Source organism: Actibacterium sp. D185-2, from assembly GCF_054954595.1.
The window spans coordinates 40,667-58,400 of record NZ_JBPWNX010000011.1; the positions used below are offsets into that span (position 1 = coordinate 40,667).

Annotated in this window: 22 protein-coding genes and 1 tRNA gene; 6 read left to right on the forward strand and 17 right to left on the reverse strand. The window is 64.6% G+C overall.

Translation table 11 applies throughout. The annotated features are described in order from the left end of the window. The first annotated feature begins 99 nt into the window (after positions 1–99). A complete protein-coding gene (locus tag ACSR1C_RS15370; RefSeq protein ID WP_460260327.1) occupies positions 100–1,917 on the forward strand; it encodes a M3 family oligoendopeptidase in 1,818 nt (605 codons plus the stop codon). Here the strand turns inward: ACSR1C_RS15370 and ACSR1C_RS15375 are convergent. The 6 genes from ACSR1C_RS15375 to ACSR1C_RS15400 form a co-directional block, all read right to left on the reverse strand. Further along, on the reverse strand, positions 1,914–2,873 hold the full coding sequence (locus tag ACSR1C_RS15375; protein WP_460260263.1) for an endonuclease/exonuclease/phosphatase family protein: 960 nt from the start codon (positions 2,871–2,873) through the stop codon (positions 1,914–1,916). The genes ACSR1C_RS15370 and ACSR1C_RS15375 overlap by 4 nt on opposite strands. A 117-nt stretch (positions 2,874–2,990) precedes the next feature. Next, positions 2,991–3,266 (reverse strand): DUF4389 domain-containing protein, encoded by a 276-nt coding sequence (locus ACSR1C_RS15380; protein ID WP_460260264.1) that lies wholly within the window; start codon positions 3,264–3,266, stop codon positions 2,991–2,993. Between the two features lie 10 nt (positions 3,267–3,276). Beyond that, on the reverse strand, positions 3,277–3,723 hold the full coding sequence (locus ACSR1C_RS15385; RefSeq protein WP_460260265.1) for a host attachment protein: 447 nt from the start codon (positions 3,721–3,723) through the stop codon (positions 3,277–3,279). Positions 3,724–3,788: 65 nt separating this feature from the next. Next, positions 3,789–4,757: a Gfo/Idh/MocA family protein gene (locus ACSR1C_RS15390; RefSeq protein ID WP_460260266.1), complete on the reverse strand. Its 969-nt coding sequence runs from the start codon at positions 4,755–4,757 to the stop codon at positions 3,789–3,791. A 92-nt stretch (positions 4,758–4,849) separates the two neighbouring features. Continuing rightward, positions 4,850–5,746, reverse strand: coding sequence for an RNA polymerase sigma factor RpoH (rpoH, locus tag ACSR1C_RS15395; RefSeq protein ID WP_460260267.1), 897 nt, complete (start codon positions 5,744–5,746; stop codon positions 4,850–4,852). Positions 5,747–5,877: 131 nt separating this feature from the next. Then, positions 5,878–6,927: an RluA family pseudouridine synthase gene (locus ACSR1C_RS15400; RefSeq protein ID WP_460260268.1), complete on the reverse strand. Its 1,050-nt coding sequence runs from the start codon at positions 6,925–6,927 to the stop codon at positions 5,878–5,880. Here ACSR1C_RS15400 and ACSR1C_RS15405 point away from each other — a divergent pair. Then, positions 6,920–7,234 carry a DUF6476 family protein gene (locus tag ACSR1C_RS15405; RefSeq protein ID WP_460260269.1) on the forward strand — a complete coding sequence of 105 codons (315 nt, stop codon included), beginning with the start codon at positions 6,920–6,922 and terminating at the stop codon, positions 7,232–7,234. The two genes, ACSR1C_RS15400 and ACSR1C_RS15405, sit on opposite strands and share 8 nt — an antisense overlap. A 51-nt stretch (positions 7,235–7,285) precedes the next feature. Here ACSR1C_RS15405 and ACSR1C_RS15410 read toward each other — a convergent pair whose 3' ends face one another. From ACSR1C_RS15410 to ACSR1C_RS15420, 3 genes are all read right to left on the reverse strand, one after another. Continuing rightward, positions 7,286–7,900 (reverse strand): CDP-alcohol phosphatidyltransferase family protein, encoded by a 615-nt coding sequence (locus ACSR1C_RS15410; protein WP_460260270.1) that lies wholly within the window; start codon positions 7,898–7,900, stop codon positions 7,286–7,288. Between the two features lie 99 nt (positions 7,901–7,999). Further along, positions 8,000–8,076, reverse strand: a tRNA-His gene (locus ACSR1C_RS15415). Positions 8,077–8,147: 71 nt separating this feature from the next. Further along, on the reverse strand, positions 8,148–8,639 hold the full coding sequence (locus tag ACSR1C_RS15420) for a GNAT family N-acetyltransferase (protein ID WP_460260271.1): 492 nt from the start codon (positions 8,637–8,639) through the stop codon (positions 8,148–8,150). A 98-nt stretch (positions 8,640–8,737) separates the two neighbouring features. Here ACSR1C_RS15420 and ACSR1C_RS15425 point away from each other — a divergent pair, with 98 nt between their 5' ends. Then, positions 8,738–8,944, forward strand: coding sequence for a DUF6324 family protein (locus ACSR1C_RS15425; protein ID WP_460260272.1), 207 nt, complete (start codon positions 8,738–8,740; stop codon positions 8,942–8,944). Here the strand turns inward: ACSR1C_RS15425 and ACSR1C_RS15430 are convergent. The 3 genes from ACSR1C_RS15430 to ACSR1C_RS15440 form a co-directional block, all read right to left on the reverse strand. After that, positions 8,922–9,371, reverse strand: a complete 450-nt coding sequence (locus ACSR1C_RS15430) for an MmcB family DNA repair protein (RefSeq protein ID WP_460260273.1) — start codon at positions 9,369–9,371, stop codon at positions 8,922–8,924. The genes ACSR1C_RS15425 and ACSR1C_RS15430 overlap by 23 nt on opposite strands. A gap of 292 nt (positions 9,372–9,663) precedes the next feature. Then, entirely contained in the window at positions 9,664–9,987 is a 324-nt protein-coding gene (locus tag ACSR1C_RS15435) for a hypothetical protein (RefSeq protein ID WP_460260274.1), read from the reverse strand. Positions 9,988–10,079: 92 nt separating this feature from the next. Further along, positions 10,080–10,715: a hypothetical protein gene (locus tag ACSR1C_RS15440; RefSeq protein ID WP_460260275.1), complete on the reverse strand. Its 636-nt coding sequence runs from the start codon at positions 10,713–10,715 to the stop codon at positions 10,080–10,082. A gap of 51 nt (positions 10,716–10,766) precedes the next feature. On the opposite strand from ACSR1C_RS15440, the gene ACSR1C_RS15445 reads away from it, so the two are divergent. Next, on the forward strand, positions 10,767–11,618 hold the full coding sequence (locus ACSR1C_RS15445; protein WP_460260276.1) for an endonuclease/exonuclease/phosphatase family protein: 852 nt from the start codon (positions 10,767–10,769) through the stop codon (positions 11,616–11,618). Here the strand turns inward: ACSR1C_RS15445 and nusB are convergent. The 5 genes from nusB to ACSR1C_RS15470 form a co-directional block, all read right to left on the reverse strand. After that, the gene (gene nusB, locus ACSR1C_RS15450) at positions 11,582–12,049 is read right to left on the reverse strand and encodes a transcription antitermination factor NusB (RefSeq protein WP_460260277.1); all 468 of its coding nucleotides are present in this window, start codon (positions 12,047–12,049) and stop codon (positions 11,582–11,584) included. The genes ACSR1C_RS15445 and nusB overlap by 37 nt on opposite strands. Then, positions 12,046–12,594 carry a 6,7-dimethyl-8-ribityllumazine synthase gene (locus ACSR1C_RS15455; protein ID WP_460260278.1) on the reverse strand — a complete coding sequence of 183 codons (549 nt, stop codon included), beginning with the start codon at positions 12,592–12,594 and terminating at the stop codon, positions 12,046–12,048. Before ACSR1C_RS15455 ends, nusB begins: the two co-directional genes overlap by 4 nt. 3 nt (positions 12,595–12,597) lie before the next feature. Beyond that, positions 12,598–13,704 carry a 3,4-dihydroxy-2-butanone-4-phosphate synthase gene (gene ribB, locus ACSR1C_RS15460; RefSeq protein WP_460260279.1) on the reverse strand — a complete coding sequence of 369 codons (1,107 nt, stop codon included), beginning with the start codon at positions 13,702–13,704 and terminating at the stop codon, positions 12,598–12,600. A 108-nt stretch (positions 13,705–13,812) separates the two neighbouring features. Then, positions 13,813–14,385: a hypothetical protein gene (locus ACSR1C_RS15465; protein WP_460260280.1), complete on the reverse strand. Its 573-nt coding sequence runs from the start codon at positions 14,383–14,385 to the stop codon at positions 13,813–13,815. After that, positions 14,382–14,993, reverse strand: a complete 612-nt coding sequence (locus ACSR1C_RS15470) for a riboflavin synthase (RefSeq protein ID WP_460260281.1) — start codon at positions 14,991–14,993, stop codon at positions 14,382–14,384. Before ACSR1C_RS15470 ends, ACSR1C_RS15465 begins: the two co-directional genes overlap by 4 nt. A gap of 200 nt (positions 14,994–15,193) precedes the next feature. Between ACSR1C_RS15470 and ACSR1C_RS15475 the strand changes: the two genes are divergently transcribed. Together ACSR1C_RS15475 and ACSR1C_RS15480 are read left to right on the forward strand one after the other, a co-directional pair. After that, positions 15,194–16,486, forward strand: coding sequence for a capsule biosynthesis protein (locus ACSR1C_RS15475; protein ID WP_460260282.1), 1,293 nt, complete (start codon positions 15,194–15,196; stop codon positions 16,484–16,486). Positions 16,487–16,581: 95 nt separating this feature from the next. Continuing rightward, entirely contained in the window at positions 16,582–17,721 is a 1,140-nt protein-coding gene (locus ACSR1C_RS15480) for a polysaccharide biosynthesis/export family protein (RefSeq protein ID WP_460260283.1), read from the forward strand. Positions 17,722–17,734 lie beyond the last annotated feature (13 nt).

Sequence of the window (17,734 nt, forward strand, 5' to 3'; positions counted from 1 at the left end):
GGGCGCGATGCAATCGGCAAACGCGGTTTGCCTTGAACCCGCCCCCCCTGCCCGCCTATGTCAGGGGCGAACAACCCGAAAGGTCCGATCACCATGCGCATGTGCCAGCCCAGCCCCCTTTTTGACGCCAACGCCAGCGCGGGGGGCAGTTTCGGCACCTTGCCGGAATGGGATCTGAGCGATCTGTACACCGGCGAAGACGCGCCCGAACTGGCCCGCGACATGGACTGGCTGGCGACGGCCTGCGCCGGATTCGCCGCCGATTACGAGGGTAAGCTGGCCGGGCTGGATGCGCAAGCGATGCTCGATTGTGTGCTGCGCTACGAACGCATCGACGTGGTGGGCGGGCGCATCATGTCCTTCGCGGGGCTGCGCTATTACCAGAACACCATGGATGCGGACCGTGCCAAGTTCTTTTCCGACTGCCAGGACCGGATCACCAGTTTCACCACGCCGCTGGTGTTCTTCACGCTGGAAATCAACCGCATCCCGGATGAAACCCTGGACGCGCTGTTTGCCGCCAATGCCGATCTGGCCCGGTTCAAGCCGATCTTTGAACGCCTGCGCGCGATGCGGCCCTATCAGCTGTCGGACGAGTTGGAAAAATTCCTGCACGACCAGTCGGTGGTGGGCGCGGCGGCCTGGAACAAGCTGTTCGATGAAACCATCGCAGGGCTGACCTTCCATGTCGACGGCGAAGAGCTGAACATCGAGGGCACGCTGAACCTGCTGACCGATCCCGACCGCGCCAAGCGCGAGGCAAGCGCGCATGAACTGGCCCGGGTTTTTGGCGACAACGTCAAGCTGTTCGCGCGGGTCCACAACACCCTGACCAAGGAAAAAGAGGTCGAGGACCGCTGGCGCAAGATGCCCACGCCGCAGACCGGCCGCCACCTGTCGAACCATGTGGAACCCGAGGTGGTCGAAGCGCTGCGCAATGCCGTGGTCGCCGCCTATCCGAAGCTGTCGCACCGCTATTACGCGCTGAAGGCCAAATGGCTGGGGCTGGACAGCATGGAGGTCTGGGACCGCAACGCGCCCCTGCCCACCGAAGACCCCAAGCTTGTGGACTGGGACACCGCCCGCAAGACCGTGATGGACGCCTATGCCGATTTCTCGCCCAAGATGGCCGAGATCGCCGCGCCGTTCTTCGACAAGGGCTGGATCGACGCGGGCGTGAAGCCCGGCAAGGCGCCCGGCGCCTTCGCCCACCCGACCGTGGTCGATGTGCACCCCTATGTGATGCTCAACTATCTGGGCAAACCGCGCGACGTGATGACCCTGGCGCATGAACTGGGCCACGGCGTGCATCAGGTGCTGGCCGCCGGACAAGGCGAGCTGCTGGCCTCGACCCCGCTGACCCTGGCCGAAACCGCGTCGGTGTTCGGCGAGATGCTGACCTTCCGCAAGTTGCTGGAGGGCGCCAGGACCAAGGCCGAGAAGAAGACCCTGCTGGCCGGCAAGGTCGAGGACATGATCAACACCGTGGTGCGCCAGATCGCGTTCTACGATTTCGAATGCAAACTGCACGAGGCGCGCCGCGCCGGCGAACTGACCCCCGACGACATCAACGCCCTGTGGATGTCGGTGCAGGCCGAAAGCCTTGGCCCGGTGTTCAACTTCATGGACGGGTACGAAACGTTCTGGGCCTATATCCCGCATTTCGTGCACTCGCCCTTCTACGTCTACGCCTATGCGTTCGGCGACGGGCTGGTGAACGCGCTATACGCGGTCTACGAAGAGGGCGGCGCCGATTTCCAGGACAAGTATTTCGACATGCTCACCGCTGGCGGGTCGAAACATCACAAGGAGCTGCTGGCCCCGTTCGGGCTCGACGCCACCGATCCGAAATTCTGGGACAAGGGGCTGAGCATGATCTCGGGCCTGATCGACGAGCTGGAAGCGATGGAGGATTAATCGGGCAGCGCGATCTCGGCCAGCAGCCCGCGATGGTTGGAGCCCAGATCGCCGCCGAACGGTTCCAGCCGGGTCAGGCGGGCCCCGCCCTTGACCAGCATCTGATCGATCGGCAGGCCGAACCGGCCCAGCCTGGCGGGCCAGCTGCCGACCGGCACACGCGGGGGCGCAAGCCCCCTTGACGACAGAACCTCGGTGACCGTGCGGCTCCAGGGGGTCGCGTTGAAATCGCCGGTCACAACAACCGGCCCCTCGATCCGCGCCAGCCGGCTGATCAGGATATTGCGCTCGTCCTCGGCAAAGCCGTCGAACCAAGGCTTGAGAAGATGCGCGGCAATCAGGGTCAGCGACTTGCCGCTTTCGCTGGTCACGGTCAGGCGCGCGAAACGCTGGCCAGGCAAACGGCTAAGCCCGGTCAGGCGGCTTTCCTTCAGCGGCAGTCGCGACAGGATCAACAGCTCGCACCCCTCACTGCACCCGATGGTAAAGGGAAACGCCGCTTTCAGCCGCTCCAGTTCCGTTGCGAGGGCTTCGGATTCGGCGATCACCGCGATATCCGGCCCGGCGGCAATCAGGGCATCGGCGATACGCGCCGCATTCTCGGAATTATCGCCCAGCACATTGAAAAAGATCACCCGCATATCGGATTTCGCATCATGATCGACCGCTTGCGCATATCCAAGATGACGAATAACCACCGGCGTGGTGGCCAGGACGACCATGGCCACCAATGCCAGCGCCGACCCGCGCGCGCCCAACAGCGCCAGCGCAAGGGCGGCGCACAGCCCGGCCGCCATGAAAACCGGCATCAGGCTGTCGTTGATCCGGGCAATCACGCCGAACGCGCTGCTGTCCCCGATCCAGGGCGCACTGCCCCCGATCCCCACGCAAGCCACCCCAAGGGCCAGCAGCGCACCAATCATGCGCTGCCCGAATACGTCTTGCGCAAATTCCACCCCGGTCCCTCGCTCTTGAGTCACTGCGCACACAGTGTGGATCGGGGCGGAAAAAATCAACGTTCTTTCTGCGGCGCAGAAACCATCCGCGCGCGCCGGCCGATCAGGGCCGCAACCCTAGCGCCATGCGGTCCAGGGGAACGGTTTTTCCTCGCTCGCGCCGGTTTGGAACCGGGCGGTAATGGCAAGCCAGTTGCCCAGCTTGCCGCCGAAGTCGGCGATGAAACCATTCTTTTTCTTGGCGAACAGCAGCCAGCCGAATTGCAGCACCGCGCAGACCAACAGCACGGTTTCGGCAACCGCGAACAGCACCGCCAAGATCACCATCCAAAGCCCCCGCAACCAGATGCCGTCGCGGGTGGCGAATTCCGGCGGGGTCGCGTCGTCGTTCATCACAGCCTCCTTACAGGGCAATCATGTCCTCGAAATGGGAGGGCAGATCGGGCAGCGCAAGGTTCAGCAGATCCTTGTCCATATCCCCCACCAGCGCCTTGCGCATCGGGTCGGGCAATGCATCGCGCAGCGCGCCCAGCATTTTCGGCGGTGCGGACATCACCATGCGATCATAGCCACCCGTAGCCCATATGGCATGGGCTTTCTCAATCACCTCGGCGGCAAAGGACTCCCGGTCATGCTCGCGCTCCGGGGTGGTCCGGTCAAAGCCATGGCGCGTCCCGCCCGGCGTTGCCTGCGACCGGCCCGGCAGATCGGAGAACTGGCTTTTCGCCCCCCCTCTCAAACTGCCGACCTCGGCCAGACCCCTGCCGATGCCGTCATTTTCCAAGAACAGCGCCTGCTGTTCATTGGCAATCAATACGAACGTGCGTTTCCGTTTCATCGCGTGCTCCAATACAATCATCCCAAATAGATAATGCCATGGTTACACGCCGGTCACATTGACCCATCGCAAACGGCTCAGGTCGCTGCGGCGAAAACCCGATCGATCATGTCCTGCGTGCCGCGGGCGTTTTCCAGACTCCAGGCAAAAGGCGCGCCGCCCTGTGCCGCCTGGCAGAACGCCTCGACCTGACGGACATACTGATTGACAGCAGGGAAGGTTTCGACAACGGTCGTGCCATCGGCGCGGCGATGCTCGATCCGCGCTTCGCCGTAAACCAGCGGGTTGAACGGCGCGGTCAGGCGGATCGCCCCCTCGGTGCCGTGAAACAGCATTTCCTGCCAGGGCTGCATCCGCATGCTCAGCACGCTGAAAAAGCTGAAGCCGTCGAACTGCGCGCCGACCTCGGCCTTCACATCGACGCCGTTTTCCCAGGTGATATGGGCGGACACATCCAGCGGTTCCTGCCCGGTGGCAAAGCGGGTGGCGCCGAAGGTATAGACCCCGATATCACGGATGCCACCGCCACCGCTGGCGGCCGCGTTGCGAATATTGCCCGGATCGCCGGAATTGTCATAACTGAAGATGCCGTTCACATGGCGCAGCGTGCCAATCGCGCCTTCGGCCAGCAGCGTCCTGACCCGCTGCCATTGCGGGTGATGCACGATCATGTAAGCCTCGGCCGCCAACAGCCCGGTGGCGTCGCGCAGCGCGATCAACTGGTCGATCTGCGGCGCGGCCAGGGCGATCGGCTTTTCGCACAGCACATGCTTGCCCGCCCGCAGCGCCTTTTGCGTCCATTCCACATGCAGGTGGTTGGGCAGCGGAATATAGACTGCGTCGATGCCCGGATCGGCCAGCAGCGTGTCATAGCTGTCATGCACCGCCAGATCGGGGCAGAACGCCTGGAACGGCGCGGCCTTTTCGGCGCTGCGCGTGGCCAGCGCGGCCAGCCGCGCCCCGCGCGCCATGTGGATGGCCGGCGCCATCTGCTCGCGCGCGAATTTGGCGGCGCCCAGAACGCCCCAGCGGATCGGATCGGTCATGGTTATCCTCCCTCGGCCTCGCGCGCACCGTAGCGCATGCGAAAGCCCGCCGGAAGGGCGGGCTTTCGATGTCGTTCGGATGGATTGTGGCTTTACGCCGCGGGCAGAAGCCCCTTCTGGCGGGCCAGTTCCTGCATCCGCTTTTGCAGTTTCTCGAACGCCCGCACCTCGATCTGGCGGATCCGTTCGCGGCTGACGCCGTACTGGCCGGACAGGTCCTCTAGCGTGACAACCTGATCCTGCAACCGGCGTTGCACCAGAATGTCCTTTTCGCGGTCGTTGAGCACATCCATCGCCTGGATCAACATCTCGCGCCGGTTTTCCAACTCGTCCTTTTCGGCATAGGCTTCGGCCTGATTGGCATCCTCGTCTTCCAGCCAGTCCTGCCACTGGGTCGTGGTGTCACCATCGGCGCCGACCGTGACGTTCAGCGATGCGTCCCCGCCCGACAGGCGCCGGTTCATCGCGATCACCTCGTCCTCGGACACGCTCAGATCGGTGGCGATCCGTTGTACATGCTCGGGATGCAGATCGCCCTCTTCCAACGCACCGATCCGGGCCTTCGCCTTGCGCAGGTTGAAGAACAGCTTTTTCTGCGCGCTGGTCGTGCCCAGCTTCACCAGCGACCACGAGCGCAGGATATATTCCTGGATCGAGGCGCGGATCCACCACATCGCATAGGTCGCCAGCCGGAACCCCTTTTCGGGGTCGAACCGCTTGACCGCCTGCATCAGGCCGACATTCGCCTCTGAAATCACCTCGGCCTGGGGCAGGCCGTAGCCGCGATAGCCCATGGCGATCTTGGCGGCGAGCCGCAGGTGCGACGTTACCATCCTGTGCGCGGCTTCGGTGTCCTGATGGTCCACCCAGCGCTTGGCCAGCATGTATTCCTCTTCAGGCTCCAACAGCGGAAATTTGCGGATTTCCTGCATATAGCGGTTCAGACCCTGTTCGGGACTGGGCGCCGGAAGGTTTTTATAAGTGTTCATGCGTTCCCTCTGCTCCCTCTTGGCCTATAGAATATATTAACTGAACCACATGGTTCAAGTTCCCGACCTCTTCCACCGTTAAACAGGTGATGTGCAGAATTCCGTCGAAAAATCGTAAATGAAGCAATTTTTCACGGTAAGTTCACCGCCTTTTCGCCGCGCAGCGCCGCGATCAGCCCGGCCATATCGGCCGGAATCGGCGCCTCGAAGGCCATTTCGGCGCCGGTTTCGGGGTGAACGAAGCCCAGCGTGGCCGCATGCAGCGCCTGACGCGGAAACGCGGCCGCCGCTGCGGCACCGGCCGCGCCCACGGATTTTTCCGCCAGCTTGCGCCGCCCGCCATAGGTCTGATCCCCGATCAGGCCAAATCCGGCATAGGCCATATGCACCCGAATCTGGTGGGTGCGGCCGGTTTCCAGCCAGCAATCCAGCAGCGCCGCCGCACCGGGGGTGCCAAACGCCTGTTCGACCCGTGCGCGCGTCACCGCGTGGCGGCCGCCGTTGAACAGCACCGCCTGACGCTGGCGATCGGTCTTGTGCCGGGCCAGTTGGGTAGTGATCTTCAGGATATTGCCAAGCTCGAAACTGACGCCGCGCACCCCGCGCAGACGCGGATCGCCCGCATCGGGCACGCCGTAGACCACCGCCTTGTAATGCCGATTCACGCTGTGGGCCTCGAACTGGGCGGCCAGACCCACATGCGCCTTGTCCGATTTCGCCGCGACGATCAGGCCCGATGTGTCCTTGTCGATCCGGTGCACGATGCCCGGTCGCTTTTCGCCACCGATCCCCGACAGGGTATCGCCGCAATGGGCCAGCAGCGCATTGACCAGCGTGCCGCCCGGCGTGCCCGGCGCGGGATGCACCACCATGCCCACGGGCTTGTTGACCACGATCAGCGACGCGTCTTCATAGATCACGTCCAGCGCGATCGCCTCGGGGCGGGTATCGACCTCTTCGGCCTCGGCAAAGGTAATGTCCAGCACATCGCCCTCGGCCACCTTGGCGCGGGCATCGGTCAGCACCTCGCCGCCGCGCGACACGCTGCCATCGGCGATCAGCTTGGCCAGACGCGAACGCGACAACCCCTCGGCCTCTGGCACGTCACGCGAAAGCGCCTTATCAAGGCGAGGGGGCGGGGTCGACCCGATAACCACCGAAAGGCGGCGCGAGATGGACATGGATGATGCTCCGATACGGGGGGAAGAGCCCCCCAACCTGCGGTTCCTGCGCATCCTCGTCACGGTACTGACGGGGACGATGATTGCGGGCCTTTTAGTGATTATCGCGCTGCTTGTCATCCGCTTCTCGGGCGAGGGGCGCGTGGCCCTGCCCGATACCATCGCCCTGCCCGACGGCACCCGCGCCACCGCCTTTACCCAAGGCGTAGGCTGGTACGCGGTTGTGACCGGCGATCAGCACATCCTGATCTTCGACGCAGCCAGCGGTGCGCTGCGACAGGACATCGCGATCACGGCGGACGAGTAGGAAAAGTTTTCCCGAAAACTTTTCGGCCCGAAAATTCTTCGGGAAGAATTTTCAGTCCTCGGGCGGGAACACCCGACGCGCCAGCATCACCCGTGCCCCGGCAGTGACAAAGCACAGCGTGCCGAACGCCCAAGCCAGCGGCGCGAACCACCCTGGCCACAGGCACAGCGCCACGAAGAAGGCGATCGTTTCGGTGCCCTCCAGCAGCCCGCCGGTGAAATACAGCGATTTCACCCCGCGCGCCGATGTCTGCATCCGCCGCTTTTCCGCCAGAATGGCAAAGCCCAGAAACGACGCGCCATTGGCATAGAAACTGGCCAGCAGAAACGCCCCCGCCGCGCCGTTGCCGCCCGGATCGGCCCAGACAAAGCCCATCGGCACCGCGCCGTAGAAAACGAAATCGCTGAAGATATCCAGATAGCCGCCAAAATCGGTCTTTTGCGTGGCCCGCGCGATGGCCCCGTCCAGCCCGTCGGCCAGCCGGCTGCCCGCAATCGCCAGCAGCGCCCAGCCCGGCGCACCCAGCGCGATCAGCCCGGCCGCCATCAGCCCAAGCGCCAGCCCCGTCAGCGTGACCGCATCCGCGCCGATCCCGGCCCGCGCCAGCGCCGCCCCCATCCGATTCAGCCCCGGATCGATCGCCCGGCGCAGTGCTGCATCCAGCATGTCAGCCTCCCGCTGTTCGGGGCGATTTCGGCGCAAACCACCCGTCGACACAAGGGCGCCGCGCGCAATCCGGACCGCAATGTGAGAAAACGTGAAGGATGGTACCACCTCCCCGGCTCGAACGGGGGACCTCTTGATCCACAATCAAGCGCTCTAACCAACTGAGCTAAGGCGGCACTGGCGGTGGATTTAGCGCCACGCACTTGTAAATGCAAGGGGGGGATGGCTGCGAAAACGCTCAAAGCCGCTAAAGATCGATCTCCCAGCTTTGCTCGACCAGATCCTGGCCGAAGGATCGCACCGGCACGGATTTCACCCGCCGGAACCCATGTGCCGCATAAAGCGCGCAGGCCGCCTTGTGGCTTTCATGGGTCCACAGCGTCAACCGGCGATAGCCCGTCGCCCGCGCATATTCCATGCACAGACCCAACAGCGTGTGGCCCAGCCCGTGGCCGCGCGCCGCCGGTTCGATCAAGAACAGCCGCAGCTTGGCCACGCCCGGTGTCCCCTCGCGCACACAAAAGATCGAACCCAGCCGCTGGTCGCCGCAGTGGGCGATCCAGGCCCGTTCGCAATCGGGGTCGCGGTTGCGCATGTAATCGACCAGAATCTCGGCCACCAGCGGCTCGAACGTGGCGTCAAAGCCGTCATGCGCGGCGTAAAGTTCGGCGTGACGCTGAATCAGCCAGCCGGCATCGCCGATCGCCAGATCGCGGAATGTGATCGCATCGCTGTCCATGGCCCCATGAACATCCGCCCTGCGCGGCCGGTCAAGCCGCATCTTGCCTAAACCGCCGCGACACGATACCCCGCCCGCAACCAATCAGGAGACCGGATATGGGCATCGACAAGGAAAGCGATATCGCCGCCAATCTGCAAATCGGCCCGACAACGCTGGGCATGGTACGGATCTATATCGAAGGCGCCGGTGTCGATCTGCCGCTGGATTTCGAACCCGACGAGGCCGAAGAAATCGCCGAGGAAATCCGCGCCGCCGCGGCACATGCCCGGGCGATGGCGGCTAAGGGATCCCGGAAAGGCTGACGCGCGGGTCGCGCAACGCCTGAAGCCGCAGCGCCGCGTGGCGGGCGAATTTCTGTACCATCGCCTTGCGCCGCGCGGGCGCCAGTTTTGCCGCGTCGGGCATTCGCAGAATCTCGGCGTCGAACGCATCCGCCACGATCAGCCCGGTCTCGTCCGGCAGCAACTCGGCCGGAAAGGCCGCATCCACCGCCCAGAAAAACCGGTCACACCACGGCAGATAGCCTTGCCATTTGCTGTCGGCCTGAAAATCGGCACGGCTGGATTTGCACTCGACCACCCAAATCTCGCCCTTGGGGCCCAGCGCCATCACGTCGACGCGCAGGCCGGGCGCGGGCACCAGTTCTTCTACGCAGACGAAATCATAGCCGCGCAGATGGCGGCACACGCCGCGCGCCAGACGCTGGCCGGGTTGCAGGTCGTTTTGCATGGGCACATTATGAACAATACATGAACATCGCGCAACCCTTGCAGCCCCCCCTCGCGCGCTCTACATAGTGCTGTGGCGGGTTCTGCCCTTCTCGTAACGAGGTCAAATTCCGGTGGCCTTAAGCAAATCCGAGGGAGCTGGCTCTGTTTGGATCCTGGTCCACTTACCCGGCGCCCACCTGTATATACAGGTCCTCGGGAATTAGCTGCCTCAACGGCTGTTTGGTGGTCCCGCCACACTCCCAAACAAAAAGCGCCCCCTTGGGGGCGCCTGTTCGATCCGGTCGGCAAACTTAGCCGCGCGCCGGGCGGTCGTCGCGCACCGGCACCGCGATCAGGGCGGGGTTCAGCACCGGCTCGCGCTGGCGCTTGCCACCGGTGGTGTCGTCATTCGCGCGATCGGCCATCCGCATCACCGCAATGCCGAACTGCACCCCGGAAAACACGATGCCGTTGAACATGAACAGCATGAACCCGGCCAGCCAGCCCGCCGAAGACCCGGACACCAGATGCCACAGGTTGGCCACGTCGGCCCACAGCAGCATCGCCACGAAGACGCCCGACAGAAGAAAACCGATGATAGTCTGCTTGATATAAAGGCGGACGAGTTCTGGCATGAAAGCCCCCATGGGGTTGGCGCTGCGACTGAGGGAAATATAAGCCGTGGCCGGGAATATCCAATCGGCTAACTCGTCGCAGGGCGGGCCGTTCAGCGGAACTTGCGAAACAGGCGGCGGTTGAGCCGCACGAACTCGCCGATCAGGTGGGTCATGCCGCCCCACTCGCGCCCCTTGAGATACAGAAACCCCGCCGCCGCCCCCGCCGAGGCACCGATCGCATTCACGATCAGATCCCACATCGTGTCGATCAGGCCGGATTTCTGCATGTTCAGGCCAAAGAGCTGATCCATGGCGAATTCGAAAATCTCCCACACCGCGCCGATCGTCATCGCCACCGAAAACGCGATCAGTGCCAGGGCGATCGGCGGGGCGGCGTAGCGGTCCCCCTCGAACAGCAGCAGCACGAAGATCACCCCGACCAGCCCGAAGCCCATCGCCGCCCCGCCATGCAGCAAGATATCCCACCACCAGTAGCGCTCATAAAAATCGAACACCTCGCCCAGAAACAGGGTGCCGAACAGAAACAGGGTGGTCATGGCGTAAAAGCCGACCGGCAGCCGAACCTGGAACCGGCGCACCACCAGTTCGGGCAGCAGCGACAAACCCACCGTCGCGACCGAGACGAAGGCCACCGACCAGCGCGCCGTCACCAGCGCGCCGGCGAAGGTGACTAGAAGGATCAGCCAGATCGCATAGATCACGATGGTTTGACGGCGCAACTTCATGCGCGGCAGCTTAGGGTGCCCGCCCCTGCGCGGCAATGGGAAGGGCTTTCAATGCGCACCGCGCGCCCCCATATGGGGATCATGTCAGACATAACCGCATCCTTGCGGCCGCTGCGGGTGGCCAGCTATAATATCCGCAAATGCGTGGGCCTTGACTGGCGCCGCACCCCCGAGCGCACGCTGGACGTGATCGCCGGGGTCGAGGCCGATATCGTCGCCTTGCAGGAGGTCGACAAGCGTCTGGGACCGCGCCCCGCAGCCCTGCCCGTGCACCACATCCACGCGCGCACCGACCTGGTGCCGGTCGCGGTGGCCGCCAACGATGTCAGTCTGGGCTGGCACGGCAATGCGCTGCTGGTGCGGCCCGGCATCACGGTGGACGCCGTCGCCCAGTTGGACCTGCCCGCGCTGGAACCGCGCGGCGCGGTGATCGCCGATCTGACCCGGGGCGGACAGCCGATCCGCGTCGTGGCCACCCATCTGGGCCTGTTGCGCCGCCACCGCCTGCACCAGCTGACCGCAATCCGCGCGGCGCTGGCGGCGCTGGAACCGCGCCCGACCGTGATTCTGGGCGATTTCAACGAATGGTCGGCCAGCGCCGGCATGACCCCGCTGGAAAGCGGTTTTGCCGTGCATTCGCCGGGGCGCAGCTTTCACGCCTCGCGCCCGGTGGCCGGGCTGGACCGGATCGCGATTTGCGCGGGCCTTGCGCTGAAAGACGCGGGCGTGACCGAAACCGCGCTGTCGGCGCGGGCGTCGGACCACCTGCCGATCTGGGCCGATCTGGACCTGACCGGGCGCTCTTCAAGCCCTGCGCAGGCGTTCATGGCCAAAAGCGTCCGGCAGGACGCGATGCGCGCCGCCGCTCAGAACGCTTCCGGCTTGGCCTCGTGCGCCATGTGATCAAGCACGGCGTTGACGAATTTCGGCTCGCGCCCTTCGGGGAAAAACGCCTTGGCCACATCCACATATTCGGTGATCACCACCTTGGGCGGCGCGGCACCCTCGACCAGTTCGGCGCCCGCGGCGCGAAACAACGCGCGCAACGTCGGGTCGATCCGCGCGATCGGCCATTTCGCCACCAGCGCGCGGTCGGTCATCTGGTCGATCCGCGCCTGATGGTTCACCGCCGTTTCCAGCGTGTCGCGGAACAGAACGATATTGGCCTCGGCCATCTCGTCGCCCTCATAGGTGGCGCCGATCCGGTGGGTTTCGAATTCGTCGCGCACGCTATCGACGGACTGGCCGGACTGCTCCATCTGAAACAGCGCCTGCACCGCATAAAGCCGGGCGGCGGATTTCATCTGGCGTTTGTTGGGGGCGGTGGCGGTCATGCGCTTGCCGGTCCTTCGCTGTCACCTGCGATCTGGAATGTGCCCATGGGACGGAACCCAACGCCCTTGGGCTCGGCCCCCCATTTGCGCGACAGCGCGATCAGGTGCAACGCCGCCGCAGCCGCGCCGCCGCCCTTGTTCTGCGCCGCCGGATCGGCGCGCACCACGGCCTGATCGCGGTTTTCCACGGTCAGGATGCCGTTGCCGATACAAGCGCCCTGCAACCCCAACAGCGTCAGCCCGCGCGAGCTGTCGTTGCAGACGGTTTCATAATGCGTCGTCTCGCCCCGGATCACGCAGCCCAACGCCACGAAGCCGTCGAAATTGGACAGCCGATGCGCCAGGGCGATAGCGCCGGGCACTTCCAGCGCGCCGGGCACCTCGATCGTTTCATGGACCGCGCCGGCCTGATCCAGCGCCGCGCGGGCCCCGGCGATCAGGTTGTCGGCGATGTCCTTGTAATAGGGCGCCACCACGATCAGCACCTTGGCGGGTTTGTCGAATGCCGGCAGCGGCAGGGTATAGTGGGTTTCGGTTCCGGCCATGTGTCAGCCCTCCTGGGGAATCTTGCGAATGCCTGCGATGGACAGGCCGTAACCTTCCAGCCCGACCACTTTCAGCGCCGGGGCATTCGTCAGCAATATAAGGTCGTGCAGCCCCAGCGCCGCCAGGATCTGCGCGCCAAGCCCGTATTGGCGCAAGGTCTGGGGCGAGGCCGCCCCGTCCGTCACCAACTTCATCGTGGTGTCGCGCAGCAGAACGATCACCCCGCGCCCTTCCTCGGCGATGATCCGCATCGCGCGGCCCAACTCGCCCGTGGCTCCACCGATGCCCAGCACGTCCTGCAACGGATCCAGCGCATGCATCCGCACCAGAACCGGCTCGGGCGTGGTGATCTCGCCCCGGGTCAACACGATATGCTCGGCGCCCTGGGTTTCGTCGGTGAAGATGCGCATCATCCAGTCGCCTCCGAATTCCGAGGTGACGGAACGCACCGCGCTTTCGTTGACCAGATTGTCATAGCGCCGGCGATAGGCGATCAGGTCGGAAATCGTGCCGATCTTCAGGTTGTGCCGCTGGGCGAAGGCCACCAGATCGGGCAGCCGCGCCATGGTGCCGTCCTCGTTCATGATCTCGCAGATCACGCCCGAAGGGTTCAGCCCGGCCAGACGGGACACATCGACCGCGGCCTCGGTATGACCGGCGCGCACCAGCACGCCGCCATCGCGGGCGCGCAGCGGAAAGACATGGCCCGGTGTGGCGATGTCGGCCCCCGTCTTGGCACTGTCGATCGCCACCGCGACGGTGCGGGCGCGGTCATGGGCGGAAATGCCGGTGGATACGCCTTCGCGCGCCTCGATCGAGACGGTGAAGGCGGTCTCGTGCCGCGATGAATTCTGCGATGCCATCAGCGGCAGGCCCAGCTTGTCGATCCGCTCGCCCGGCAGCGACAGGCAGATCAGCCCGCGCCCATGCGTCGCCATGAAGTTGATCACCTCTGGCGTGGCCATCTGGGCGGGGATCACCAGATCGCCCTCGTTCTCGCGATCCTCGTGATCGACGAGGATGAACATGCGCCCGTTGCGCGCATCTTCGATGATCTCCTCGATCGAGGAGATCGCGTCGCTGTACCCGTTGTCGTTCTTATCAGTCATGGCAGATTCCCGTTTCCGCGCCGGGATAATGCAACTGGGCCGCCTTGGCCAGTGCGCGCGCGCCGACAGATCTTGTGCGCGAATGCGAAATAGCCCCCGCCGCGCGCGTTAGCCGAAATAGTGCCCCGCCGGCAGATAGCCCGCCATGCGGCCCGCGACCGACCATTCGCGCTCGGCCCCGGTTTCGCCGATCACCAGAACCGTGGACGGGCGCAGCTTGCGCGCCCCCAGTGCGGCCACCATCCGGTCGCGCATTGCCGACCAGCTGTCGGTGAACAGCGGCGCGGGGATCGCATCCAGAAAGGCCAGCCCGTGCGCCGCCTCGATGTTACGGATCGTCTGCGCCGGGTCCAGCGGCCGGTGCGCGGCCAGCAACCGTCCGCAATCGCACTGCGCCTTCAGCTTGTCGGCATGGCCCTGCGGCAGCGCGTCGGCCGGACGGTGCAGCCGCAGCGCGTTCGACGAAAACAGGAACGCCACGATATCGTGCCCGGTGGTGGCGCGCACGGTGGCATAGGTGCGGTACGCCAACCCCAGTTCCTGTGCCCGTTTCACACGAATGCGCACCACCTCAAGCGGCAGCTTGGGCAGCAGTTCGGCCCGGGCCTTGCCCCAGCAATGCTTGCGCCAGGCGGTGCCGCCCTCCATCGTCGGGCCCTGATTGTGGCCCATCCCGGTCATGCGCCGCCCCATTCGGTCAGCCGCGCCACATAGCGCGCCAGGGTGTCGATCTCCAGGTTGATCTGATCGCCCACCGCCACATCGCCCCAGGTCGTCGCCGTCTTGGTATGCGGAATGAAATTGACGCCGAATTCGGCCCCCGCCACCTCGTTCACCGTCAGCGAGGTGCCGTTCAGCGCGACCGAGCCCTTGGGGGCGATGAACTTGGCCAGCGCCTCGGGCGCGCGGAAGGTCACGCGGGTGCTGTCGCCCTCGTCGGTCATGGCCACCACCTCGGCCACACCGTCGACATGGCCCGACACGATATGGCCGCCCAACTCGTCGCCCAGCTTCAGCGCCCGTTCCAGGTTCAGCCGCCGCCCGACATTCCAGCCGTTATGACCGATATTGGTTTTCGAAACCGTTTCGGCCGAAATATCCACATCGAACCAGGCGCCCCGGTCGTCGGTACCGCGCTCGGTCACGGTCAGGCATACGCCATCGCAGGCGATCGAGGCGCCGATGGCGATGCCGTCGGGGGCGTAATGGGTGCCGATCCGCGCGGTCAGGTCGCCCTTTTGCGTCAGGGCGCGAATGGTGCCGATATCGGTGATGATGCCAGTAAACATGCGGTACCTTTCCTGTCTGATCTTTCAGTTAGCCGTTGCCACCGCCAAGGGCAAGACAAGCCGGTGCCGCGCCACAGCCCTAAAACGGCCCCTTTTAGAGGGATAATTAACGAAAATGGATGACAGATAGGGCGATTGCAGGCACATCCCACGGTGCATCGGTCGCATTTGGGTAACGAGCAGGGCACGCGTAGAACCGCATGGGCAATTCACTGGGACAGGACCGGCGCTTTTTGTTCCTTCAGGGGCCACACGGGCCGTTCTTTCACCGCCTGGCCAAAATGCTGCGCGCGGCCGGGGCCGAGGTCCGGCGCGTCGGCTTCAACCGGGGCGATCAGGCGTTCTGGCGGCATCGTGACAGCTATATCCCCTATACCGGCACGGTCGAAGACTGGCCCGACGCCTGTGCCGCCCTGCTGCGCGAACACCGCATCACCGATATCGTACTCTATGGCGACACCCGCCCGATCCACGCCCAGGCGGTCAGGGTCGCGCAACAGGCCGGGCTGTGCGTGCATGTGTTCGAAGAGGGATACCTGCGCCCCTACTGGATCACCTATGAACGCGGCGGGGCCAACGGCCATTCCCGGCTGATGGACCTGACCGTGGACGAAATGCGCACCGCCCTTGACGCCGCCGATCCCGAACAGCACGACGCACCCGCGCATTGGGGCGACATGCGCCAGCACATCTTTTACGGCGCGCTTTACCATTACTTCGTAATGGTCCGGAACCGGACCTATCGCAATTTTCGCCCGCATCGCACGCTGACCGTGCAAAAGGAATTCGAACTTTACCTGCGGCGTCTGCTGCTGATGCCGTTTCAGGCCGCCGACCGGTTCATAGCCACCCAGCGCATCAAGCATGGCGGTTTTCCCTATCACCTTGCACTTCTACAATTGGAACATGACGCCAGCTTTCAGGCGCATAGCCCGTTCTCGACCATGGCCGAGTTTCTGGCCCTGTGCATCGATGGTTTTGCCAGGGGCGCGCCGGGCCATCACCACCTGGTGTTCAAGGCGCATCCGCTGGAAGACGGGCGGGCGCCGCTGCGCCGCGAAATCCGGCGGCTGGCGCGTGAACACGGGGTGGAAAAGCGCATCCATTACGTACGCGGCGGCAAGCTGGCCGGGCTGCTGGATCATGCCCGCACCGCGGTGACGGTGAATTCCACCGCCGCGCAGCAGGTGCTGTGGCGGGGCATTCCGCTGAAGGTGTTCGGGAATGCGGTCTATGCCAAGCCAGAATTCGTGTCTGATCTGCCCCTGACCGAGTTTTTCGCCCAGCCCAACCGCCCCGACCGGCGCGCCTATCGCGATTACCGGCGCTATCTGCTGGAAACCTCGCAGATTCCGGGCGGTTTCTATTCCGCGCGCGGGCGGCGTCAGCTGCTGCGCCAGGTGGTCGATCTGATGCTGGCGCCCGAAGACCCCTATGACGCCCTGCGTCTGGGCAGCGCGGCGCCACGGCAACAGTTGCAGATCGTGAAATGACCCGGCGGCAAAGCGGCGCTGGATTTTTCCGCCGGGATTCTGTAGGTTTACAAAAAAAACCTCAGGCAGTTTCAAAACAACGAGGAACCCGAGCAGTGAAAATCAAGGCATCCCGTGGGGCCAGGGCGCTTATTCTGTTTGCGCTTGTGGCCTCTGTCGCCGCCTGTGGCCTGCCCCGGTCCGGCCCGAACAAGCGCGAAATCTACAAGGGATCGGTCCAGAACGAGGGCGATGCCTTCATCATCACCGTCAATGACCGGGTCACGCGGGCCACCTCCATCGTGCCCGCTCTGGGCTTCTCCAGCGCGTTCAAATCCGCCGGCGTGGTCGGGTCCGATACGATCCGGCCGGGCGATACGCTGGGCCTTACGATCTATGAAAACGTCGATGACGGGCTGCTGTCGGGCAATGGCGTCAATGCCAGCGTGCTGGACGAGGTGCAGGTGGACGGCGCTGGCTATATCTTCATCCCCTATGCCGGCCGTATCCGCGCCGCGGGAAACACACCCGAGCGGCTGCGCCAGATCATTACCGAAAAGCTGGACGCGCAGACCCCCGATCCGCAGGTCGTGGTGCGCCGTCTGGCCGGCGACGGCGCGACCGTGTCGGTCGTCGGGGGCGTCGGCGCCCAGGGCGTGTTCCCGATAGAGCGGCCGACGCGCACCTTGTCATCCATGCTGGCCGCTGCGGGCGGCGTCGTCATCCCGACCGAGGTGGCCCAGGTCACGGTGATCCGAGGCGATCAGCGCGGCAAGGTCTGGTTCCAGGATCTGTATGACTACCCCGAGCTGGACATCGCCCTGCGTGGCGGCGACCGCATTCTGGTGCAGGAAGACACCCGCGCCTTTACCGCGCTTGGCGCGACCGGCCGCCAGAACCGCGTGCATTTCCAAAGCCAGACCCTGTCCGCGATCGAGGCAATCGCACAGGTTGGCGGCCTGAACACCGGCCTGGCCGATCCCACCGGCGTGTTCGTGTTCCGCAACGAACCGGCCGAAATCGCCAACATCGTGCTGGGCCGCGACGACCTGCAGGGCGATCAGCGCTTCGCCTATGTGCTGGACCTGACCGAACCCACCGGAATGTTCCAGGCCCGCGATTTCGTGATCCGCGACGATGATACCGTCTATGTGACCGAAGCGCCGTTCGCCCAGTGGACCAAGGTTCTGGGGGCCGTCACCGGCACGGCCAGCTCGGCCACAGCACTGAATTCCGCCGCTAGCGGCTCGTTCTGACGGCGCGGGCGAT